Raw genomic sequence first — 22,003 nt, forward strand, 5'->3', positions numbered from 1 at the left:
TCATCTCATTTAGTGCAGATAGCAAAAACCCCGCCGTAGCGGGGTTTTGTAAGAAGGTGAAGCTGACCGATAAGCCGGGTTCTGTCGTGGACAGTCATTCATCTAGGCCAGCAATCGCTCACTGGCTCAAGCAGCCTACCCGGGTTCAGTACGGGCCGTACCATGTGAACCCCTATTTGGCCTTGCTCCGGGTGGAGTTTACCGTGCCACGGACTGTTGCCAGCCGCGCGGTGCGCTCTTACCGCACCCTTTCACCCTTACCTGATCCCGCTTGCGCGGGCCATCGGCGGTTTGCTCTCTGTTGCACTGGTCGTGGGTTTCCCCCCCAGGCGTTACCTGGCACCCTGCCCTATGGAGCCCGGACTTTCCTCCCCTCCGCCCGTCTCCCCCCGAAAGGGGACGACGACGAAGCGGCGACTGTCTGGTCAGCTTCGGCGCGCAGTATAGAGGGTTTGTGCCCCGCTGTCACCTTTGGGTGTGCATCCCTATCTGCAAAGTGGCGGCGATATTGCGCGAGGCGCGGTAAATATTGTCAAACGCCCCACGGTAAGCCTCTTCCAGCGACTCGACGCGGCTCAGCACGCTGAATACCGCGTCGATGCCATACTGATGCACGACCCCCACATCCCGGGTCAGACTGCCGGCAATGCCGATCACCGGCTTATGGTATTTTTTGGCGATACGGGCGATACCGACGGGCACTTTGCCCTGAATGCTCTGGCTGTCAATGCGCCCTTCGCCCGTCAGTACCAGCGTGCAGTCGTGAATATGTTCTTCGAGGTTAAGTGCCTGGGTGACAATCTCAATACCGCTCTTCAGTTCCGCGCCGAGGAAGGCCATCAGGGCCGCCCCCATGCCCCCCGCGGCACCCGCACCGGGAACCTGCTTCACGTCAATTCGCAGAGATTTTTTTATCACATCGGCATAGTGGCTGAGGTTAGCGTCGAGAGCGAGGATCATCTCCTCTGTCGCCCCTTTTTGCGGGCCAAAGATACGGGAAGCGCCTCTCTCGCCAACCAGCGGATTCGTGACGTCGCATGCGACGTGGATTGTGCAATCTTTTAGCCTGGCGTCGAGGCCGGAGAGATCGACGCTGTTGAGCGCCATCAGGCTGCCGCCGCCATAACCCATTTCAGTGCCGTTGGCGTCGCAGAGCGTGGCCCCCAGCGCCTGCATCATTCCGGCGCCGCCGTCGTTGGTGGCACTGCCGCCAATGCCGATAATGATATGTCGGGCACCTTTATCCAGCGCGCTGAGAATAAGCTCCCCGGTACCCCGGGACGTGGTGACGAGCGGGTTACGTTGGGTGGCCGGGACCAGTGACAGACCGCTGGCGGCGGCCATCTCAATAAATGCCGTGCGGCCATCGCCGGACATGCCCCAGCGGGCGTTTACCTGTTCACCCAACGGGCCCGTGACCCTGGCATGCTGTTCTGTGCCCTGGGTGGCGGCGATCAACGCGTCAACCGTACCTTCCCCGCCGTCAGCAACCGGCACCGAAACATAAAGTGCGTCGGGGAAAATTTCCCGAAATCCTTTTTCAATCGCCTGAGCAACCCCGGAGGCAGAAAGGCTTTCTTTCCAGGAATCTGGCGCGATTACGATTTTCATAGTTGTCGCCTGTTACCGCACTCGGCAAAAATAGCGGACGCGTTCCCGCGTCCGTTTTTATTAGCGAGAGACTTCCACCTTCGCCAGTTTTTCGTAGTAGCACGCAATCGCGCTGTGGTCGGCAGTGCCCAGACCATCCGCGCGCAGGGCCTGCATCATCTCCATGACGGCGGCGGTCAGCGGCAGCTGCGCGCCCACGCCGTGGGAGGTATCCAGGGCATTCGCCAGATCTTTAATGTGCAGGTCGATTCTAAAACCGGGCTTGAAGTTACGATCCATCACCATGGGCGCTTTAGCATCCAGCACGGTGCTGCCCGCCAGGCCGCCACGGATCGCCTGATACACCAGATCAGGGTTAACGCCCGCTTTGGTGGCCAGCGTCAGCGCTTCCGACATTGCGGCAATGTTCAGCGCCACAATCACCTGGTTTGCCAGCTTGGTGACGTTACCCGCCCCGATATCGCCGGTATGCACCACGGATCCCGCCATGGCTTTCATCAGGTCGTAGTATTTGTCGAAAACAGCTTTGTCGCCGCCAACCATCACCGACAGGGTGCCGTCGATGGCTTTGGGCTCTCCGCCGCTGACCGGGGCATCCAGCATATCGACGCCCTTCGCGTTTAGCGCCTCACTGATTTCACGGCTTGCCAGCGGCGCGATAGAACTCATGTCAATCACCACCAGGCCGGGTTTGGCACCGTCAATGATGCCGTTCTCCCCCAGGGCCACCTCTTTCACATGCGGGGAGTTTGGCAGCATGGTGATAATGACATCGCACTGCTCAGCAATCGCTTTGGCGTGTGTTGCGGTTTCTGCGCCTGCGGCAATCACCTCGGCCACGGCTTGCGGATTATGGTCTGCAACCACCAGGGAGTAACCTGCTTTGATGAGGTTTTTACTCATGGGTTTACCCATGATCCCAAGGCCAATAAAACCCACTTTCAGCGTCATAATTCGTTTCCTCAATGATGGTTATTTTTTAAAGGCGTCCGCTAACTTCTGCGTGGCCGAGCGGAATACGCCGAGGTCGCTACCGACGGCAACGAAGGTCGCGCCCCACTCCAGATAGCGACGGGCATCAGCCTCAACCGGCGCCAGAATGCCGCACGGTTTGCCGTGCGCGTTGGCACGGGCAAAGATGTGCTGAATAGCGCGCTGCACCTCCGGATGACCCGCATTGCCCAGATGGCCGAATGCCGCAGCAAGATCGCTTGGGCCAACGAAGATGCCATCCACACCGTCGGTGGCAGCGATAGCGTCGACGTTATCGACCCCCTGCTGGCTCTCAATCTGTACCAGGATGGTGATGTTGCTGTTGGACTGTGTGAAGTAGTCCGGGACGGTGCCAAACATGTTGGCACGATGGGAAACGGAGACCCCGCGGATCCCTTCCGGCGGATAACGTGTTGACGCCACGGCCTGCACCGCCTGCTCTTCCGTTTCCACAAACGGGATCAGGAAGTTGTAGAACCCAATATCCAGCAGACGTTTGATGATTACCGGCTCGTTGGTCGGGACGCGAACCACCGGCGCGCTATGGCTCCCTTTGAGCGCCATTAACTGCGGAATAAAGGTGCTGATATCGTTCGGCGCATGTTCGCCGTCCAGCACCAGCCAGTCGAAACCGGCCAGGCCCAGTACTTCGGTGCTGATGGGGCTTGCCAGCGCGGACCAGCAACCAATCTGGATCTGGTGCGCCGCGAGGGCCGCTTTAAACTTATTCGGGAAGATATCATTATTCATCACGTTTACCTTTTTAATTCCGCAGTCTTATTCAGGTTCATATTTATATTTTCAGACGCAGCCTCAGCGTTATATTTATTTCCTGACTTAATTTAGGCGTTATAAAATCGTCATTCAGTATAATCCTCACGTCATGACAGCACATTGTTTTAATGCTCAAGCATTGCGTCGTGTTTTGATAATATTTTGAGCATATGCACAATGCGATGGGCGCTGATGCACAGAATCAGGCATTGCTGGCCGGGTGGCATCTGCGCCGGTTTTAAGGAGCGATCGGGATCACATTTTGATATCTCGTCTCCTGACATTCTTTATTGACTCAAGCCGCGTCTTTATTTCTGCGATAAGAAAATAAACATCCCCTGGCTGCATTTACTATCAGACATTTTGCTGGAGAATATTGAACAATGGCCGACATTGAAATTCGACAAGCGTCGCCGACGGCGTTCTATATCAAAGTTCACGACACGGATAATGTGGCGATAATTGTTAACGACAACGGTCTAAAAGCGGGAACCCGTTTTCCGGATGGGCTGGAGCTGACTGAACATATTCCGCAGGGGCATAAAGTCGCCCTGGTGGATATCCCGGCCCACGGTGAAATCGTGCGGTATGGCGAAGTTATCGGGTATGCGGTTCGCGCTATTCCTCAGGGGAGCTGGATTGAGGAGTCGCTGGTTGAGCTACCCGAAGCGCCGCCGCTGAACACGCTACCCCTGGCCACCCGGGTTCCTGAGCCACTGCCCCCGCTGGAAGGGTACACATTCGAAGGGTACAGGAATGCGGACGGCAGCGTAGGCACCAAGAATCTGCTCGGTATCACCACCAGCGTGCACTGTGTGGCAGGCGTGGTGGATTACGTGGTGAAAATCATTGAGCGCGACCTGCTGCCGAAATACCCGAATGTCGACGGCGTGGTAGGTCTGAACCATCTGTACGGCTGCGGTGTGGCCATCAATGCTCCGGCGGCCGTGGTACCGATTCGTACCATCCATAACATCGCGCTGAACCCGAATTTCGGTGGCGAAGTGATGGTCATTGGTCTCGGTTGCGAAAAGCTGCAGCCAGAGCGTCTGCTGCAGGGCACCGAAGATGTGAATGCCATTCCGGTCGACGAGGCCAGCATTGTTCGTTTACAGGATGCGCATCACGTCGGATTCCGTTCAATGGTTGACGATATCCTTCAGGTGGCGGAGCGCCATCTGGAAAAACTGAACCAGCGCCAGCGCGAGACCTGCCCGGCGTCAGAGCTGGTGATAGGCACTCAGTGCGGCGGCAGCGATGCGTTTTCAGGCGTCACGGCGAACCCGGCGGTGGGCTATGCCTCGGATCTGTTTGTCCGTTGTGGCGCCACGGTGATGTTCTCCGAAGTGACCGAAGTGCGTGATGCCATCCATCTGCTCACCCCACGCGCCATCAATGAAGAGGTGGGCAAACGCCTGCTTGAGGAGATGGCCTGGTACGATAACTATCTCGACATGGGACAAACCGATCGCAGCGCCAACCCCTCTCCGGGCAATAAAAAAGGCGGTCTGGCGAACGTGGTGGAAAAAGCCCTCGGCTCGATTGCCAAATCCGGCCAGAGCGCCATTGTTGAAGTGCTCTCCCCGGGCCAGCGCCCCACCAGACGCGGCCTGATTTACGCCGCGACCCCTGCCAGCGACTTCGTCTGTGGCACACAGCAGGTGGCATCCGGCATTACGGTGCAGGTCTTTACCACCGGGCGCGGCACGCCGTACGGGCTGATGGCGGTACCGGTGATTAAAATGGCCACCCGTACCGAGCTGGCAAACCGCTGGTATGACCTAATGGACATCAACGCAGGCACCATTGCCACTGGCGAAGAGAGTATTGAGGATGTCGGCTGGAAGCTGTTCCACTTCATTCTGGACGTGGCAAGCGGCCGTAAGAAGACGTTCTCCGATCAATGGGGGTTACATAACCAGCTGGCGGTGTTTAACCCGGCACCGGTGACGTGATCGTTTTCCCCCTCTCCCAAAGAGAGGGGGGCAACTTATCCCTTCACCAACACTACATCTATCCCGCTCTTACGCAACCCTTCCAGGCTCTCAGGCGGAATCCCTTCATCGACGATAATCATGTCGATTCTCTGGGTATCGATGATTTTATGCAGGCTCGAACGGTTGAATTTGCTGGAGTCAGTGACCACGATAATACGCTCTGCCACCTCGCACATCCGTCGGTTCAGTCGGGCTTCATCTTCATTGTGGGTACTGACGCCGCGATCGAGGTCTATGGCGTCGACCCCCAGAAAAAGCAGATCAAAGTGGTAATTCTGTAAGGACTGCTCAGCCTGATCGCCGTAAAAGGATTGCGACTGGCGGCGCAAGTGCCCACCGGTCATCAGCAGCTCCACCCCTTCCGCTTCCAGTAATGCATTCGCCACGTTCATTCCGTTGGTCATTGCAATCACATCCGTGTGCTGACGCAGCATACGGGCGATTTCAAACGTCGTGGTTCCGGAATCCAGAATGATGCGATGACCCGGCTTCACCAGCGCGGCGGCCGCCTGCGCGATACTGCGCTTAACTGCAGTATTGAGCGAACTTTTGTCCTCCACGGAGGGTTCAGTGCCAGGCGCATTGCCTTCACAAATCAGCGCTCCGCCATAAGCACGAACGGCAATGCCCTGCTTCTCAAGAAACGCCAGGTCGTTACGGATCGTCACCGTGGAAACGCCATATAAATGAGAAAGATCGTTAACCTGCACGCTTCCCTGTGCCCGCAACCGCTGAATGATCTGCTCTCGCCTTTCACTGGTGCCGGTGACGCGCTTCTCCGCGGATGAATCGGTGCTGCTCATGCGAGCTCCTTAATAAATGGTCTTTCGTTTCATTTCGTTTTGTCTATTAACGCCTTTCTTTTATGGGAATGCAAGCCCTGCCTGCTTCCAGTCAGCGCACTCTCTCGTCGCTGAAACCTTTCATTATGTTTCTTTTGTGAAACAGATCGGAAAACTATTATCTTTCGTTTTATTTTTATACCACCATGATGCAGGATTAAATGAAACAAAACGAAAGATGAAAACCATCACCATCCGAAATGGAGAGGAAAGTGAAACATCTGACAGAAATGGTGGAACAACATAAACGGGGGAATGCGAACGGGATTTATGCCGTTTGTTCCGCACATCCACTGGTACTTGAAGCCGCAATTCGCTACGCCCAACTGCATCACACGCCGCTGCTGATTGAAGCCACCTCTAATCAGGTGGATCAATTTGGCGGTTACACCGGTATGACACCCGCCGATTTTCACGGGTTCGTCTGTAAGCTGGCGGAATCCCTTGGTTTCCCGACATCGCAACTGATCCTCGGCGGCGATCATTTAGGGCCAAACCGCTGGCAAAACCTGCCTGCCCGGCAGGCGATGGCGAATGCCGAAGATCTGATCAGAAGCTATGTCGCTGCCGGGTTTAAAAAGATCCACCTCGACTGCAGCATGTCCTGCGAAGACGATCCAGTACCGTTAACCGACGCCATCGTTGCCGAACGCGCGGCGCGCCTGGCGAAAATTGCGGAGAAAACCAGCCTGGCGCACGCTGATGTCTCTGACCTGGTCTATGTCATCGGTACGGAAGTGCCGGTTCCGGGCGGCGCGCATGAAACGCTCACCGAGCTTTCCGTCACGACCCCAGAAGCCGCGCGTGCCACCCTTGAAGCTCACCGCCACGCGTTCGAGAAAGAAGGGTTAAGCGACATCTGGCCACGCATTATTGGCCTGGTGGTTCAGCCTGGCGTTGAGTTTGACCACGCACATGTGTGTGACTATCAACCCCAAAACGCCGTCGCCCTGAGCCATATGGTTGAAGCTTACGACACGCTGATATTTGAAGCGCACTCTACCGACTACCAGACACCGCAGGCGCTGCGCCAGCTGGTGAAAGATCACTTCGCCATCCTCAAAGTTGGCCCGGCACTGACCTTTGCCCTGCGTGAAGCGTTGTTCTCGCTGGCCGCCATTGAAGAAGAGTTGCTGCCTGCAAAAGCCTGTTCGGGCCTGCGTCATGTCCTGGAAAACGTGATGCTCGATCGCCCCGAATACTGGCAAAGCCATTATCACGGTGATGGCAATGCGCGACGCCTGGCACGCGGGTATAGCTACTCCGATCGGGTGCGCTATTACTGGCCGGACAGCCAGATCGACGAAGCCTTTGCGCGACTGGTACGCAACCTGGCAGACGAACCGATCCCGCTGCCGCTGATCAGCCAGTACCTGCCGTTGCAGTACAGCAAAGTTCGCGAGGGTGCTCTCAAGTCGACACCACGGGACCTCATCCTCGACCACATTCAGGACATACTCCAGCAGTACCATGCCGCCTGCGAAGGCGTAACGACTCAAAACGCATAATTAAAAAGAGGAAAGCGCTATGCCAAACATTGTCTTATGCCGCATCGATGAACGCCTGATCCACGGTCAGGTAGGTGTGCAATGGGTTGGGTTTGCGGGGGCCAACCTGGTGCTGGTCGCTAATGATGAAGTCGCTGAGGATCCGGTTCAACAAAACCTGATGGAAATGGTGCTCGCAGAAGGGATCGCCGTGCGTTTCTGGTCGCTGCAAAAAGTGATCGACAACATTCATCGCGCTGCCGAGCGCCAGAAAATTCTGCTGGTCTGCAAATCACCCGCGGATTTTCTGACGCTGGTCGAAGGCGGCGTGCCCATCACCCGTATCAACGTAGGAAACCTGCATTACGCCAGTGGCAAAAAACAAATTGCCAAAACGGTCTCTGTCGATGCGAACGATATCGCCGCATTTAACGGCCTGAAAGCCACCGGAGTGGAATGCTTCGTTCAGGGTGTTCCAACTGAGACTGCTTTGGATCTCTTTAAACTGCTCTGAGGGATTCACAATGGAAATTAGTCTCTTGCAGGCATTCGCGCTGGGCATTCTCGCCTTTATCGCGGGCCTGGATATGTTTAACGGGTTAACACACATGCACCGCCCGGTGGTGCTCGGGCCGCTGGTTGGCCTCATTCTGGGCGATCTGCACACCGGTATTTTAACGGGCGGTACGCTGGAGCTGGTCTGGATGGGGCTGGCTCCGCTGGCCGGCGCGCAACCGCCAAACGTCATTATTGGCACGATTGTCGGCACTACTTTCGCGATCAGCACCGGTGTGAAGCCGGATGTCGCCGTTGGGGTCGCCGTCCCGTTTGCGGTTGCGGTACAGATGGGGATCACTTTCCTGTTCTCCGTCATGTCCGGGGTGATGTCCCGCTGTGACCGCATGGCAGCCAATGCGGACACGAACGGCATCGAAAGGGTCAACTATCTGGCACTGCTGGCGCTCGGTATCTTCTATTTTCTGTGTGCCTTCCTGCCGATCTACTTTGGCGCTGAACACGCGAAAACCGCCATTGATGTGCTGCCGGAACGTCTGATTGACGGCCTCGGCGTCGCCGGCGGCATCATGCCCGCAATTGGCTTCGCCGTATTGCTGAAAATCATGATGAAAAACGTCTATATCCCTTACTTTATCATCGGCTTTGTTGCCGCAGCCTGGTTGAAACTGCCGGTGCTGGCGATTGCCGCGGCCGCGCTGGCAATGGCGCTGATTGACCTGATGCGTAAATCGCCTGAACCGGCGACACCTGCAGCCCAGAAAGAGGAATTCGAAGATGGCATCTAATCAAACTACGCTGCCTGGCGTTTCTGACCACGAAGAGACGCTGCTCACGGGCGTGAATGAAAACGTCTATGAAGATCAACATATTGGTGCCGAGCTGACGAAAAAGGATATTAACCGTGTCGCCTGGCGTTCGATGCTGCTGCAGGCCTCGTTTAACTATGAACGTATGCAGGCTTCCGGCTGGCTGTATGGCTTGCTGCCCGCGCTGAAAAAGATCCATACCAACAAGCGGGATCTGGCCCGCGCCATGAAAGGCCATATGGGCTTCTTCAATACGCATCCGTTTCTGGTGACATTTGTCATTGGGATCATCCTGGCGATGGAGCGCTCCAAGCAGGATGTCAACAGTATCCAGAGCACCAAGATCGCCGTGGGGGCACCGCTTGGCGGCATTGGCGATGCCATGTTCTGGCTAACGCTATTGCCAATTTGCGGCGGGATCGGCGCAAGCCTTGCCCTGCAAGGCTCCATACTGGGTGCGGTGGTCTTTATTGTGCTGTTTAACGTAGTGCATCTTGGCCTGCGTTTTGGCCTGGCACATTACGCCTACCGGATGGGTGTGGCAGCCATCCCGCTGATTAAAGCCAATACCAAAAAGGTCGGCCACGCGGCTTCCATCGTGGGGATGACGGTCATTGGCGCGCTGGTGGCAACCTACGTACGTCTCAACACCACGCTTGAAATCAAGGCCGGGGATGCGGTGGTCAAGCTGCAAGCCGATGTTATCGACAAACTGATGCCCGCTTTCCTGCCGCTGGTCTATACCCTGACCATGTTCTGGCTGGTTCGTCGCGGCTGGACCCCACTGCGCCTGATCGGTATCACCGTTGTGCTGGGGGTTGTCGGTAAGTTCTGTCACTTCCTGTAAAGCAAAGAGGTCGCAATGTTAGGCATTATTTTGACGGGTCACGGCGGGTTTGCCAGTGGGCTTGAACAGGCGATGAAACAAATCCTCGGCGAGCAGCCGCAGTTTATCGCCATCGATTTTCCTGAAAGCTCCACCACCGCGCGGCTGACCGCGCAGCTTGAACAGGCAGTCAGTGAACTGGACGGGCAGCACGATATTGTGTTTCTCACCGATCTGCTCGGGGGGACGCCGTTCCGGGTGGCATCAACACTCGCCATGAAAAGACCCGGCAGCGAAGTGATTACCGGTACAAACCTGCAGCTGTTACTTGAGATGGTACTGGAGCGCGACGGGTTAAGCAGCGAAGCTTTTCGTCTGCAGGCACTGGAATGCGGGCATCGCGGCCTGACCAGCCTGGTGGATGAGCTGGGGCGCTGTCGTGAGGAAGCCCCCGCTGAGGAAGGGATATGAGCCAAGTACTGCGCGCGCGTCGTCTGCTGACCGAGCAGGGCTGGCTGGACGATCATCAGCTACGCATGGAGAGCGGAATTATCACCGCCATCGAGCCGATCCCAGCTGGCGTGCATGCCCGGGATGCCGACCAGCTTTGCCCGGCGTATATTGATACCCACGTTCACGGTGGCGCGGGTGTGGACGTGATGGATGATGCCCCAGAGGTGCTGGACACGCTGGCGATGCATAAAGCGCGTGAAGGCACAGGGGCTTTTTTACCGACGACCGTCACCGCACCGCTGGAGACTGTCCACCGGGCGCTCGCACGCATCGCCCGGCGCTGTATGTCCGGGGGTCCCGGCGCGCAGATACTGGGCAGCTATCTTGAAGGTCCCTATTTTACGCCACAGAACAAAGGGGCACATCCGCCGGCGTTGTTTCGTGAACTGGATGTCAGCGAACTGGACTCGCTGATTGAAGTATCGCGACACACCCTCAGGGTTGTCGCTCTGGCACCGGAGAAACCCGGTGCGTTGCAGGCCATCCGCCACCTTACGCAGCGTGGGATACGGGTCATGCTGGGTCACAGCGCCGCGACGTACGATCAAACGCTTGCCGCTTTTGAGGCGGGCGCTGATGGGCTGGTGCACTGTTATAACGGCATGACCGGGCTCCATCATCGTGAACCCGGTATGGTCGGTGCAGGCTTGACGGACCCGCGGGCATGGCTGGAACTGATTGCCGACGGGCATCACGTTCACCCGGGTGCTTTGCGGCTGTGCGCCTGCTGTGCCAAAGAGCGGATCGTTCTGATTACCGATGCCATGCAGGCCGCAGGGATGCCCGACGGACGTTACAGGCTATGTGGCGACGAGGTCAACATGCACGGTGGGGTGGTACGCACCGCTTCCGGTGGGCTTGCAGGCAGCACGCTGTCTCTCGATGCCGCCGTGCGCAATATGGTGGCGCAGGCGGGAATAACGCCAGCGGATGCGATCCATATGGCCTCGCTGCACCCTGCCCGCTTGCTGGGTATTGATCGCCAGCTCGGTTCATTAAAACCGGGCAAGCGTGCCAATATGATTGCGCTGGATGAAGGTTTCCACCTTCAGCAGATCTGGATCCAGGGTTTGGCTCTCCCCCTTTAGACCTTTCATTATCTCGTTATTGGGCCTTGCGGCAAGCGATCGCAAGGTCTTTCTTTTCCTTTCCTTAATCATTGCCTTTTCTTTGCCGATCACACTTTTCGTTTTATTTCTTTTCTTTCATTGAACTTTCGATTTCTTTTCTATAGATTTTATTTAACTGCTTAAGTGAACAAGTGAAACGAAACGAAAGATAGCGACACGTTTGCCAGCGTCTGATGTGGAATTCACACGACTAAGGACTGAGTTATGTCAGAAACCAACACTACCGCCACCACCGGCACATGGACCGAAGAAGAGATCCGCCAGCAACCTGCCAGCTGGATCCGCTCACTCAACAATATCGATAACCTGCGCGCGTCGATCGATAACTTCCTGACGCCGCTGCTGCGCAAGCACGAGCTACGGATCGTGTTGACGGGGGCAGGCACCTCGGCCTTTATCGGCGACATCATTGCGCCCTGGCTCGCCAGCCACACCGGGAAAAACATTACCGCCGTACCAACGACCGATCTGGTCACGAATCCGATGGACTACCTGAGCGCCGCACACCCGCTGCTGCTGGTGTCGTTTGCCCGTTCCGGCAATAGTCCGGAAAGCGTAGCCGCCGTTGAACTGGCAAACCAGTGTGTGCCGGAGTGCTACCACCTGTCGATCACCTGTAATGAGGCGGGAAGCCTTTATCAGACCGCGGTAAACAGCGATAACGCATATGCGCTGCTGATGCCTGCCGAAACACACGATCGCGGGTTCGCGATGACCAGCAGCATTACCACCATGATGGCAAGCTGCCTGGCAGTCTTCGCCCCGGAAACGATCAACAGCCACACCTTCCGAGATGTGGCCGATCGCTGCCAGACGATCCTCACGTCACTGGGCGATTTCAGCCAGAGCGTCTTTGGCAACGATCCGTGGAAAAGGATCGTCTATCTGGGAAGCGGGGGGCTGCAGGGGGCCGCTCGTGAATCGGCGCTGAAGGTGCTGGAGCTGACGGCAGGCAAGCTGGCGGCGTTCTACGATTCCCCAACCGGTTTCCGTCATGGCCCTAAATCGCTGGTGGATCGCGAAACGCTGGTGGTCGTGTTTGTCTCCAGCCACCCCTATACGCGGCAGTACGATCTGGATCTGCTTGCTGAGCTGCGCCGCGATCGTCAGGCCATGCGCGTGGTGGCCATTGCCGCCGAAACCGATCCGGTCATTGAGGCTGGCCCGCATATCCTGCTGCCCCCTGCCCGCACGTTTATCGATATGGAGCAGGCTTTCTGCTTCCTGATGTACGCCCAGGTCTTTGCCCTGTCTCAGTCACTTCGTGTGGGCAATACCCCGGATACACCGTCCGCCAGCGGCACGGTTAACCGTGTCGTGCAGGGCGTCGTTATTCATCCGTGGCAGGCTTAAGAGGATCCGATCATGAGTATTATTTCGACAAAATATCTTCTGCTGGACGCCCAGGCGAAAGGCTACGCCGTACCGGCGTTCAACATCCATAACGCGGAGACGATCCAGGCGATCCTCGAAGTGTGTAGTGAAATGCGATCGCCGGTGATCCTCGCGGGCACGCCGGGCACCTTTAAGCACATTGCCCTGGAAGAGATCTACGCTCTGTGCAGCGCGTACTCCACCACTTACGACATGCCGCTGGCGCTGCACCTCGATCATCATGAATCGCTCGACGACATTCGTCGCAAAGTTAACGCGGGAGTGCGCAGCGCGATGATCGACGGCAGCCACTATCCGTTTGAGCAAAACGTAAAGCTGGTGAAATCAGTGGTCGACTTCTGCCACCTCAACGATTGCAGCGTTGAAGCCGAACTGGGCCGCCTGGGCGGCGTGGAGGATGACATGAGCGTGGACGCTGAAAGCGCGTTTCTGACCGACCCGCAGGAAGCGAAACGCTTCGTTGCGCTGACCGGCGTCGACAGCCTGGCCGTGGCCATCGGAACCGCCCACGGTCTTTATACCAAACGTCCGAAAATCGACTTCCGGCGGCTGGCTGAAATCCGCGACGTGGTGAGCGTACCGCTGGTGCTGCACGGGGCGAGTGATGTGCCGGATGACGATGTTCGCCGCACCATAGAGCTGGGCGTTTGCAAAGTGAACGTGGCAACCGAGCTAAAAATTGCGTTCTCTGGCGCCGTTAAGGCCTGGTTTGCTGAGAACCCGCAGGGCAACGATCCGCGTTTCTACATGCGGGTTGGCATGGATGCCATGAAAGACGTGGTCAGAAGCAAAATCACCGTGTGCGGCTCGGCGAATCGATTGCTGCTCCCGGCGGAAGCCTGATCTCATCGCATAGAACATCAATAACTCAAAAATAACTATAAGCCTCGCAAATATGAAGGCGCGTCCTTAAGCCAGACAGCGCCTTCCATTACGATAAATAATTCCGAGGAGTCCCTACATGACACAGGAAAAGTCGTTTAAATCGAAAGCGTGGGAGTTTTTTCAGAGCCTGGGAAAGACCTTTATGTTCCCGGTCTCCCTTCTGGCCTTTATGGGGTTATTGCTGGGTATCGGTAGTTCTGTTACCAGCCCCTCCACCCTCAAAAGTTTCCCCTTTCTGGGCGGCGAATTAACTCAGCTCACCTTTGGCTTTATTGCCATGGTTGGCGGCTTCGCCTTTACCTATCTTCCCCTCATGTTTGCCATGGCGATCCCAATGGGGCTGGCCAGACGCAACAAAGCAGTGGGCGCTTTTGCCGGGTTTGTTGGCTATATGCTGATGAACATGAGCATCAATTATTACCTGATTGCGACCCACCAGCTTGCCGATGCCGCCTCCATGAGACAAGTCGGGCAATCGATGGTGCTGGGCATTCAAACCCTGGAGATGGGTGTGCTGGGCGGTATCGTGGTTGGGGTCATTACCTTTTTCCTGCACGAACGTTTTCAGGACACCGTTTTACACGACGCGTTCGCCTTCTTTAGCGGCATTCGTTTTGTGCCGATTATCACCGCCCTCACCCTCTCACTGGTGGGGCTGTTTATTCCCCTGCTGTGGGAGTACGTTGCGCTGGGCATTACCGGGATTGGCCATATTATCCAGAGCACCAGCGTGTTCGGCCCGTTCCTCTACGGCGTGGGGGTACTACTGCTCAAACCCTTTGGCCTGCACCATATTTTGCTGGCGATGGTGCGCTTCACGCCCGCGGGCGGTATTGAAATGGTCAATGGTCATGAAGTCGCCGGGGCGCTGAACATTTTCTACGCCGAACTGAAAGCGGGTCTGCCGTTCAGCCCGCACGTTACCGCGTTCCTGTCGCAGGGCTTTATGCCGACCTTTATCTTCGGCTTACCGGCGGTGGCATACGCCATCTATCGCACGGCCCGCCCGGAAAACCGCCCGGTGATTAAAGGCCTGCTGCTCTCCGGCGTGCTGGTCTCCGTCGTCACCGGGATCTCCGAGCCAATTGAATTCCTGTTCCTGTTTATCGCTCCTGCCCTTTACGCCTTCCATATTGTGATGTCGGGCCTGGCCCTGATGGTCATGGCTCTGCTGGGGGTGACCATCGGCAACACCGACGGCGGCATTCTGGACCTGCTTATCTTCGGGGTCATGCAAGGGATGTCGACCAAATGGTATCTGGTATTCCCGGTAGGCATTGCCTGGTTTGCCCTCTACTTCTTCGTCTTCCGCTGGTACATCCTCAAACACGATATTAAAACGCCGGGCCGTGAAGTGGACACCCAGGGTGCACAGCAGGCCGTCGAGGCCAATACCCGGGCACGCGGAAAATCGAAATACGATCATGGGCTTATCCTGCGTGCGCTCGGCGGTAAAGAGAACATCGAGTCGCTTGATAATTGCATTACCCGGCTGCGTCTGGTGGTGAAAGACATGAGTCTCATCGACCAGCAGGCGTTAAAAGAGGCCGGTGCATTGTCGGTTGTGGTGCTGGATGCGCACAGCGTCCAGGTGATCATCGGCCCGCAGGTGCAAAGCGTAAAAACCGGCATTGAAGCCTTAATTTAACAGGGGGTTGTGGTGTTTAATTTTGACGAAATCATTGAGCGTAAAAGCGACCGGTGTCGAAAATGGGATCACGCCTTTGTCCGCTCGCGCTTTGGTGATGTGCCTGAAGGTTTTATCCCGCTGTGGATTGCCGATATGGATTTCACCTCCCCACCTGCCGTGACAGAAGGTTTCCAGCGCATCGTGGAGCATGGCACCTTCGGCTACACCTGGTGCTTTGACGAATTTTACGATGCGGTTATCGCCTTCCAGCGCGAACGACATCATGTTGACGTCGATGAATCGTGGATCACGCTGACGTACGGTACTGTCTCCACGCTGCATTATACGGTTCAGGCGTTTTGTAAACCTGGCGACACGGTGATGATGAACACACCGGTGTACGATCCGTTTGCCATGGCCGCCCAGCGTCAGGGGGTAGCGATACTGGCAAACCCACTGAGCGTGAGGGAAAATCGCTACCAGCTTGATTTTAATCTGGTGGAAGAACAGCTCAGAACATACCGTCCAAAACTGTGGTTCTTCTGCTCGCCGCATAACCCTTCCGGCAGGATCTGGCACGCCGATGAGATACGCCAGGTTTCAGACCTCTGTCAACGCTACGGCACCCTTCTGATGGTTGATGAGGTCCACGCCGAACATATTCTGGACGGTCATTTCGTCAGCTGTCTGGCATCCGGCTGCGCGGCGAAGGACAATCTGATCCTGCTGACCTCCCCGAATAAAGCGTTCAACCTTGGCGGCCTGAAAACCTCCTACGCCATCATTCCGGATGCCACCCTGCGCCAGCGCTTTCGCCACCAGCTTGAGAAGAACGCCATCACCTCACCCAATATATTCGGGATATGGGGAATTATTCTTGCCTACCAGCATGGTTTGCCGTGGCTCGACGCGCTGAACGTCTATCTGCGCCGTAACGCTGGCTATCTGGCAGAGGCCATCCAGACCCACTTCCCGGCCTGGAAAATGATGAACCCGGAATCATCGTATCTGGCCTGGGTTGACGTCAGCGCAGATGAACGTAGCGCCACTGAATTGACCCGACATTTCGCCCATCAGGCTGGCGTCGTCCTCGAAGATGGCAGCCACTACGTCCAAAACGGCGAACACTACCTGCGCATTAATTTCGGCACCCAGCGCCACTGGCTGGAGCAGTCCATCACCCGAATGCTGAAGCATTACTAATAAGGATCTTACCCTGATGAAAAAAGTGCTCACACTCTCGATGCTTGCCTTGTGTGTTTCTCATGGCGCGGCGGCAGCGCAATACGCGCTCGATAATGACTCCATTGCCCTCTCGTTTGATGACGCCAGTTCAACGGTGGTAGTGAAAGACAAAACGGCTAACCATCCGCTTACGCCGCAGGAGCTGTTCTTTCTGACCCTGCCGGATGAGACCAAAATTCACACCGCAGATTTTACAATTAAGCATGTAGAAAAACAGGACAACGCGATTGTCATTGATTTCACCCGTCCGGATTTTAACGTGACGGTGAAGCTGAATCTGGTGAAGGGGAAATACGCCAGTATTGATTACACCATTGCGGCCGTCAGCCAGCCGCGAGAGGTGGCGAAAATCACCTTCTTCCCGACGAAAAAACAGTCTCAGGCACCGTACGTTGATGGCGCCATCAACAGCTCGCCCATTATTGCTGATTCGTTCTTTATCCTGCCGGATAAGCCAATCGTTAATACGTATGCCTATGAAGCGACGACCAATCTGAACGTGGAGCTGAAAACGCCGGTTCAGCCTGACGCGCCGGTCAGCTTTACCACCTACTTTGGCACGTTCCCGGAAACCAGCCAGCTGCGCCGTAGCGTAAACCAGTTTATCGACGCCGTGCGTCCACGGGCGTACAAACCCTATCTGCACTACAACAGCTGGATGGATATCGGCTTCTTTAACCCCTACACCGAACAGGATGTGCTGGGGCGGATGGATGAGTGGAATAAAGAATTTACCACCGGACGCGGCGTGGCGCTGGATGCATTCCTGCTGGACGATGGCTGGGACGATCGTACCGGACGCTGGCTGTTTGGCCCGGCCTTCAGCCACGGCTTTGGTAAGGTCAGGGAAAAAGCGGACAGTCTGCACAGCTCCGTCGGGCTGTGGCTCTCACCGTGGGGAGGTTATAATAAGCCGCGCGATATTCGCGTCTCCCACGCCAAAGAATACGGCTTCGAAACGGTAGACGGGAAGCTGGCTCTCTCGGGCCCGCGCTACTTCAAAAACTTCAATGAGCAGATCATCAAGCTGATTAAAAACGAACATATCACCTCGTTTAAGCTCGACGGGATGGGTAACGCCAACTCGCATATTACTGGCAGCCAGTTCGCGTCCGATTTTGATGCGTCTATCGCCCTGCTGCATAACATGCGCAGCGCAAACCCCAATCTGTTTATCAACCTGACAACCGGTACCGACGCCAGCCCGTCCTGGCTGTTCTATGCCGACTCCATCTGGCGTCAGGGGGATGACATCAACCTTTACGGCCCCGGCACGCCGGTACAGCAGTGGATGACCTACCGCGATGCTGAAACATACCGCTCTATTGTGCGTAAAGGCCCACTGTTCCCGCTGAACTCGCTGATGTACCACGGGATAGTTAGCGCGGAAAATGCCTATCACGGACTGGAGAAGGTGCAAACGGACAGCGATTTTGCCGATCAGGTCTGGAGCTACTTCGCCACAGGGACGCAACTGCAGGAGTTATATATCACGCCATCAATGCTGAATAAGGTGAAATGGGACACCCTGGCGCAGGCAGCAAAATGGGCGCGAAATAACGCCAGCGTGCTGGTGGATACGCATTGGATCGGTGGTGACCCGACGGCGCTTGAGGTTTACGGCTGGGCCTCCTGGAGCAAAGACAAAGCCATTCTGGGCTTGCGAAACCCGTCAGATAAGCCGCAAAGCTATTATCTGGATTTGGCAAAAGACTTTGAAATCCCGACAGGGGGCATGACGCAGTTCAGTCTGAACGCCGTGTACGGCAGTAACACAAGCGTACCAGGAGAGTATCAAAAGGCCGTGGTGATTACGCTGCAGCCGCTGGAAACGCTGGTGTACGAGGCCATTCCCGCGAAGTAAAATAAACTGGCCCGGCGTGATTGCCGGGCCGATATATTACCCCTGCTGCTCCAGCGCATATTTATACAGTGCGTTTTTCTTCACGCCGTGGATCTCTGCCGCCAGCGCAGCCGCTTTCTTGAGCGGCAGTTCAGCCTGCAGCAGCGCAAGTGTACGAAGCGCATCGGCAGGCAATGCGTCCTCCTGCGCCTTATGTCCTTCGACAATCAGCACCATCTCGCCCTTGCGGCGGTTTTCGTCTTCCTTCACCCACGCCAGCAGTTCTCCTACCGGTGCGCCGTGAATGGTTTCCCAGGTTTTGGTCAGCTCGCGTGCCAGCACCACGTAGCGGGCTTCCCCCCAGACGGTCACCATATCTTCCAGGCTTTCCAGCAGGCGATGCGTAGATTCGTAGAAAATCAGGGTGCGCGGTTCAGCTTCCAGCGCTTTTAACACGTCGCGGCGGCCTTTGGATTTGGCAGGCAGGAAACCTTCATAGCAGAAGCGGTCGGAAGGCAGACCCGCAGCGCTCAGCGCCGCGATAGCCGCACATGGGCCAGGCAGCGGCACCACGCGGATCCCGGCTTCACGGCAGGTACGCACCAGATGGTAGCCGGGGTCGTTAATCAGCGGCGTACCCGCATCGGAGACCAGGGCAATGTTCTGCCCCTCTTTCAGCTTCGCCACCAGCGTTTCGGCTTTTTGTTGCTCATTGTGATCGTGTAACGCGAACAAACGCGCGCTAATGGCGAAGTGCTGGAGCAGTAAGCCTGTGTGTCGGGTATCTTCAGCGGCAATTAAATCAACAGCCTGCAATACGGTAAGCGCACGTTGGGTAATATCAGATAAATTCCCGATAGGAGTAGGTACAATATAGAGCTGGCCTTGAGAATTATCTGCCGTTTCGTGTTGTTTCATTGTTTCGTCCGTATTGCCGATTTAATATTGAGCATTGCGTAAAAAAAATCACTGGATACAGTATGGTACCGTTAACGTTTCTTCGAAAAAAAGCCACGCGCAGCGTGCCGCTCCTGCTGGCAGCCCTGATCTTTGCAGGCTGTGGCACCCAGGCACCCGACCAGAGCACCGCCCATTTGCAGGGTTCTGCTCAGGCTGACTCTGGCTTTTATCTGCAACAAATGTCGCAGAGCTCAAATGATACCAAGACCAACTGGCAATTACTCGCCATTCGTGCACTGCTGAAAGAGGGTAAAACCCAGCAGGCTGCCGAATTGTTCAACCAGTTGCCAAAAGATCTGAATGATATTCAGCGTCGTGAGCAGAGCCTGCTCTCTGCCGAGCTGAAAGTCGCGCTGAAAGATTATGATGCCGCGAAAAAGATACTCGGGGATATCGACGTGAGCGCGCTGGACAAAAATCAGCAGGCTCGCTTCTGGCAGGCGGGCATTACCGCTGAACAGGGCCGCCCTTCCCTGACGCTGCTCCGTGCGCTGATCGCCCAGGAGCCTTTGCTCGGCGGTGCTGATAAGCAGAAAAATATCGATGCCACGTGGCAGGCGCTGGCCTCTATGACGCAGGAACAGGCGCGTGCACTGGTGATCAATGCTGATGAAAACGTCCTGCAGGGCTGGCTGGATCTGCAGCAGATGTGGTTTAACAACCGCAACGATCCGAAGATGCTGAAAGCTGGTATCACTGACTGGCAGACCCGCTACCCGCAGAATCCGGGCGCGAAAATGCTGCCGACGCAGCTGGTAAACGTGCAGAACTTTAAGCCGGCCTCGACCAGCAAGATTGCACTCCTTCTGCCTTTAAACGGTCAGGCGGCGGTATTCGGTCGCACTATTCAACAGGGTTTTGAAGCCGCGAAAAACGGCACGACGCCAGTGACGGGCAGCGCAGTACCGACCCAGGCGGCACAGGCGGCAAACGTGAACGATGTGGTCAGCCCTTCCGCCGCTGAAACCAGTGACCTGACCACCGCGCAGACGCCGGCACAGGGGACGATGCAGAACCCGGTAACGGCCCCTACGACGCCTGCGGCGCCAGCGCCTGCCACGCCGGCGCCGGCTGAAACTCAAGCAGCCCCTGCGGCTGACACCGCGTCTGAACAACCTCAACCGCAGAACGTTCAGCCTGCACCGCCCGCAGAACAAACGGCACAACCTGTCGCGCAAACACCGTCGGTGGCCACCACCAGCGCGAACCCGGGTGCTGAGCTGAAAATCTACGACACCAGCTCGAAGCCGCTTGACCAGGTACTGGCGCAGGTTCAACAGGATAGTGCGAGCATCGTTGTCGGCCCGCTGCTGAAAAACAATGTCGAAGAGTTGATGAAGAGCAATACCACGCTGAACGTGCTGGCACTCAACCAGCCAGAGCAGGTTCAGAACCGTGCCAATATTTGCTACTTCGCGCTGTCGCCGGAAGATGAAGCCCGCGATGCGGCGCGTCATATTCACGAGCAGGGTAAACAGGCTCCGCTGTTGCTCATCCCACGCAGTACGCTGGGGGATCGCGTTGCTAATGCTTTTGCCGATGAGTGGCAGAAGTTGGGCGGCGGCATTGTGCTACAGCAGAAATTCGGCTCCGCGTCTGAACTGCGCGCGGGCGTCAATGGCGGAGCGGGCATTGCCCTCAACGGCAGCCCGGTCAGCGCAAGCCTGCCGCAGCAGCAGAGTGTGACCATTGGCGGTCTGTCGATCCCTGCGCCACCTACCGACGCGCAGATCAGCGGTGGCGGTAAAGTGGATGCAGCGTATATCGTTGCCACCCCGCAGGAAATCGCCTTCATCAAACCGATGATTGCAATGCGTAACGGTAGCCAGAGCGGCGCAACGCTGTACGCCAGTTCACGCAGCGCGCAAGGTACCGCCGGCCCGGATTTCCGTCTGGAGATGGACGGCCTGCAGTACAGCGAGATTCCCATGCTCGCAGGCAGCAACCCGGCACTGATGCAGCAGGCGCTGAGCACCGTCCGCAACGACTACTCTCTGGCACGTCTGTATGCCATGGGTGTCGATGCCTGGGCGCTGGCGAACCACTTTACCCAGATGCGTCAGGTGCCGGGCTTTGAGCTTAACGGCAATACCGGCGATCTGACGGCCACTCAGGATTGTGTGATTAACAGGAAGTTATCATGGCTCAAATACCAGCAGGGGCAAATCGTCCCGGCCAGTTAAGCCGTAAAGAGACCGGTGACGCGTGGGAATTAAAAGCGCGTCGCTGGCTTGAAGGCAAAGGACTGCACTTTATCGCCGCTAACGTTCGCGGACGTGGCGGCGAAATCGACCTCATCATGAAAGACGGTGAGGTCATCGTGTTTGTAGAGGTTCGCTACCGACAGTCTTCCCGTTTTGGCGGCGCTGCCGCCAGCGTGACGTTCGCCAAACAACATAAATTATTACAGACTGCCCACTTGTGGCTTGCCCGCCATAATGGGAGTTTTGATACTGTGGATTGCCGGTTCGATGTGGTAGCCTTCACCGGCAATGCGATCGAATGGCTGAAAAACGCTTTTGGCGAAGACGCATAATTAAGATTTAA

The 22,003-nt window shown here is 56.4% G+C and carries 19 protein-coding genes and 1 other RNA gene; 14 read left to right on the plus strand and 6 right to left on the minus strand.

Annotated elements, in window-relative coordinates; translation table 11 throughout:
- Nucleotides 1-54 precede the first annotated feature (54 nt).
- The 4 genes from rnpB to garL all read right to left on the minus strand — a co-directional run bounded on the left by rnpB (nt 55) and on the right by garL (nt 3,354).
- Nucleotides 55-433, minus strand: an RNA gene (gene rnpB / locus QMG44_RS20705) — RNase P RNA component class A.
- Between the two features lie 32 nt (nt 434-465).
- Nucleotides 466-1,611, minus strand: coding sequence for a glycerate 2-kinase (gene garK / locus QMG44_RS20710; RefSeq protein ID WP_086532077.1), 1,146 nt, complete (start codon nt 1,609-1,611; stop codon nt 466-468).
- A gap of 60 nt (nt 1,612-1,671) precedes the next feature.
- Entirely contained in the window at nt 1,672-2,562 is an 891-nt protein-coding gene (gene garR, locus QMG44_RS20715; protein WP_086532076.1) for a 2-hydroxy-3-oxopropionate reductase, read from the minus strand.
- Nucleotides 2,563-2,583: 21 nt separating this feature from the next.
- Nucleotides 2,584-3,354, minus strand: coding sequence for a 2-dehydro-3-deoxyglucarate aldolase (gene garL, locus QMG44_RS20720; protein WP_040018767.1), 771 nt, complete (start codon nt 3,352-3,354; stop codon nt 2,584-2,586).
- A 407-nt stretch (nt 3,355-3,761) separates the two neighbouring features.
- Between garL and garD the strand changes: the two genes are divergently transcribed.
- A complete protein-coding gene (gene garD / locus QMG44_RS20725; RefSeq protein WP_014171748.1) occupies nt 3,762-5,333 on the plus strand; it encodes a galactarate dehydratase in 1,572 nt (523 codons plus the stop codon).
- Nucleotides 5,334-5,368: 35 nt separating this feature from the next.
- On the opposite strand, the gene QMG44_RS20730 is transcribed toward garD, so the two are convergent.
- Entirely contained in the window at nt 5,369-6,178 is an 810-nt protein-coding gene (locus tag QMG44_RS20730; protein ID WP_020883561.1) for a DeoR family transcriptional regulator, read from the minus strand.
- Between the two features lie 251 nt (nt 6,179-6,429).
- Between QMG44_RS20730 and kbaZ the strand changes: the two genes are divergently transcribed.
- The 11 genes from kbaZ (at nt 6,430) to QMG44_RS20785 (ending at nt 18,517) form a co-directional block, all read left to right on the plus strand.
- Nucleotides 6,430-7,725 carry a tagatose-bisphosphate aldolase subunit KbaZ gene (gene kbaZ / locus QMG44_RS20735; protein ID WP_232937751.1) on the plus strand — a complete coding sequence of 432 codons (1,296 nt, stop codon included), beginning with the start codon at nt 6,430-6,432 and terminating at the stop codon, nt 7,723-7,725.
- A 19-nt stretch (nt 7,726-7,744) separates the two neighbouring features.
- Nucleotides 7,745-8,218, plus strand: coding sequence for a PTS N-acetylgalactosamine transporter subunit IIB (gene agaV / locus QMG44_RS20740; RefSeq protein WP_086532074.1), 474 nt, complete (start codon nt 7,745-7,747; stop codon nt 8,216-8,218).
- Nucleotides 8,219-8,228: 10 nt separating this feature from the next.
- Nucleotides 8,229-9,008 carry a PTS N-acetylgalactosamine transporter subunit IIC gene (gene agaW / locus QMG44_RS20745; protein WP_020883559.1) on the plus strand — a complete coding sequence of 260 codons (780 nt, stop codon included), beginning with the start codon at nt 8,229-8,231 and terminating at the stop codon, nt 9,006-9,008.
- Nucleotides 8,998-9,876 (plus strand): PTS N-acetylgalactosamine transporter subunit IID, encoded by an 879-nt coding sequence (agaE, locus tag QMG44_RS20750; protein ID WP_025202940.1) that lies wholly within the window; start codon nt 8,998-9,000, stop codon nt 9,874-9,876. Before agaW ends, agaE begins: the two co-directional genes overlap by 11 nt.
- A 15-nt stretch (nt 9,877-9,891) precedes the next feature.
- Nucleotides 9,892-10,326: a PTS galactosamine/N-acetylgalactosamine transporter subunit IIA gene (gene agaF, locus QMG44_RS20755; RefSeq protein ID WP_020883557.1), complete on the plus strand. Its 435-nt coding sequence runs from the start codon at nt 9,892-9,894 to the stop codon at nt 10,324-10,326.
- A complete protein-coding gene (gene nagA, locus QMG44_RS20760; protein ID WP_086532073.1) occupies nt 10,323-11,456 on the plus strand; it encodes an N-acetylglucosamine-6-phosphate deacetylase in 1,134 nt (377 codons plus the stop codon). Before agaF ends, nagA begins: the two co-directional genes overlap by 4 nt.
- 246 nt (nt 11,457-11,702) lie before the next feature.
- Nucleotides 11,703-12,851 carry an SIS domain-containing protein gene (locus QMG44_RS20765; RefSeq protein WP_086532072.1) on the plus strand — a complete coding sequence of 383 codons (1,149 nt, stop codon included), beginning with the start codon at nt 11,703-11,705 and terminating at the stop codon, nt 12,849-12,851.
- 12 nt (nt 12,852-12,863) lie between these two features.
- Nucleotides 12,864-13,736: a tagatose-bisphosphate aldolase subunit KbaY gene (kbaY, locus tag QMG44_RS20770; RefSeq protein WP_014171757.1), complete on the plus strand. Its 873-nt coding sequence runs from the start codon at nt 12,864-12,866 to the stop codon at nt 13,734-13,736.
- Between the two features lie 118 nt (nt 13,737-13,854).
- Entirely contained in the window at nt 13,855-15,426 is a 1,572-nt protein-coding gene (gene malX / locus QMG44_RS20775) for a maltose/glucose-specific PTS transporter subunit IIBC (RefSeq protein WP_020883553.1), read from the plus strand.
- 12 nt (nt 15,427-15,438) lie between these two features.
- Entirely contained in the window at nt 15,439-16,611 is a 1,173-nt protein-coding gene (locus tag QMG44_RS20780; RefSeq protein WP_232937753.1) for a MalY/PatB family protein, read from the plus strand.
- Nucleotides 16,612-16,627: 16 nt separating this feature from the next.
- Entirely contained in the window at nt 16,628-18,517 is a 1,890-nt protein-coding gene (locus tag QMG44_RS20785; protein ID WP_281853268.1) for an enterotoxin, read from the plus strand.
- A gap of 36 nt (nt 18,518-18,553) precedes the next feature.
- Here the strand turns inward: QMG44_RS20785 and rsmI are convergent, their stop codons facing one another.
- On the minus strand, nt 18,554-19,414 hold the full coding sequence (rsmI, locus tag QMG44_RS20790; protein ID WP_014171761.1) for a 16S rRNA (cytidine(1402)-2'-O)-methyltransferase: 861 nt from the start codon (nt 19,412-19,414) through the stop codon (nt 18,554-18,556).
- Between the two features lie 62 nt (nt 19,415-19,476).
- Here rsmI and QMG44_RS20795 point away from each other — a divergent pair, with 62 nt between their 5' ends.
- On the plus strand, nt 19,477-21,639 hold the full coding sequence (locus QMG44_RS20795; protein ID WP_086532069.1) for a penicillin-binding protein activator: 2,163 nt from the start codon (nt 19,477-19,479) through the stop codon (nt 21,637-21,639).
- On the plus strand, nt 21,597-21,992 hold the full coding sequence (locus tag QMG44_RS20800; RefSeq protein ID WP_020883549.1) for a YraN family protein: 396 nt from the start codon (nt 21,597-21,599) through the stop codon (nt 21,990-21,992). The genes QMG44_RS20795 and QMG44_RS20800 overlap by 43 nt, the downstream gene beginning before the upstream one ends.
- Nucleotides 21,993-22,003 lie beyond the last annotated feature (11 nt).

The sequence above is a fragment of the Enterobacter sp. 200527-13 genome (assembly GCF_027924865.1).
GTDB classification, from domain to species: domain Bacteria; phylum Pseudomonadota; class Gammaproteobacteria; order Enterobacterales; family Enterobacteriaceae; genus Enterobacter; species Enterobacter ludwigii.

Coding starts and splice junctions, on each gene's coding strand:
- garK (WP_086532077.1), bottom strand. CDS start 1,611: ATGAAAATCGTAATCGCGCCAGATTCCTGGAAAGAAAGCCTTTCTGCC.
- garR (WP_086532076.1), bottom strand. CDS start 2,562: ATGACGCTGAAAGTGGGTTTTATTGGCCTTGGGATCATGGGTAAACCC.
- garL (WP_040018767.1), bottom strand. CDS start 3,354: ATGAATAATGATATCTTCCCGAATAAGTTTAAAGCGGCCCTCGCGGCG.
- garD (WP_014171748.1), top strand. CDS start 3,762: ATGGCCGACATTGAAATTCGACAAGCGTCGCCGACGGCGTTCTATATC.
- QMG44_RS20730 (WP_020883561.1), bottom strand. CDS start 6,178: ATGAGCAGCACCGATTCATCCGCGGAGAAGCGCGTCACCGGCACCAGT.
- agaV (WP_086532074.1), top strand. CDS start 7,745: ATGCCAAACATTGTCTTATGCCGCATCGATGAACGCCTGATCCACGGT.
- agaW (WP_020883559.1), top strand. CDS start 8,229: ATGGAAATTAGTCTCTTGCAGGCATTCGCGCTGGGCATTCTCGCCTTT.
- agaE (WP_025202940.1), top strand. CDS start 8,998: ATGGCATCTAATCAAACTACGCTGCCTGGCGTTTCTGACCACGAAGAG.
- agaF (WP_020883557.1), top strand. CDS start 9,892: ATGTTAGGCATTATTTTGACGGGTCACGGCGGGTTTGCCAGTGGGCTT.
- nagA (WP_086532073.1), top strand. CDS start 10,323: ATGAGCCAAGTACTGCGCGCGCGTCGTCTGCTGACCGAGCAGGGCTGG.
- QMG44_RS20765 (WP_086532072.1), top strand. CDS start 11,703: ATGTCAGAAACCAACACTACCGCCACCACCGGCACATGGACCGAAGAA.
- kbaY (WP_014171757.1), top strand. CDS start 12,864: ATGAGTATTATTTCGACAAAATATCTTCTGCTGGACGCCCAGGCGAAA.
- malX (WP_020883553.1), top strand. CDS start 13,855: ATGACACAGGAAAAGTCGTTTAAATCGAAAGCGTGGGAGTTTTTTCAG.
- QMG44_RS20785 (WP_281853268.1), top strand. CDS start 16,628: ATGAAAAAAGTGCTCACACTCTCGATGCTTGCCTTGTGTGTTTCTCAT.
- rsmI (WP_014171761.1), bottom strand. CDS start 19,414: ATGAAACAACACGAAACGGCAGATAATTCTCAAGGCCAGCTCTATATT.
- QMG44_RS20795 (WP_086532069.1), top strand. CDS start 19,477: ATGGTACCGTTAACGTTTCTTCGAAAAAAAGCCACGCGCAGCGTGCCG.
- QMG44_RS20800 (WP_020883549.1), top strand. CDS start 21,597: ATGGCTCAAATACCAGCAGGGGCAAATCGTCCCGGCCAGTTAAGCCGT.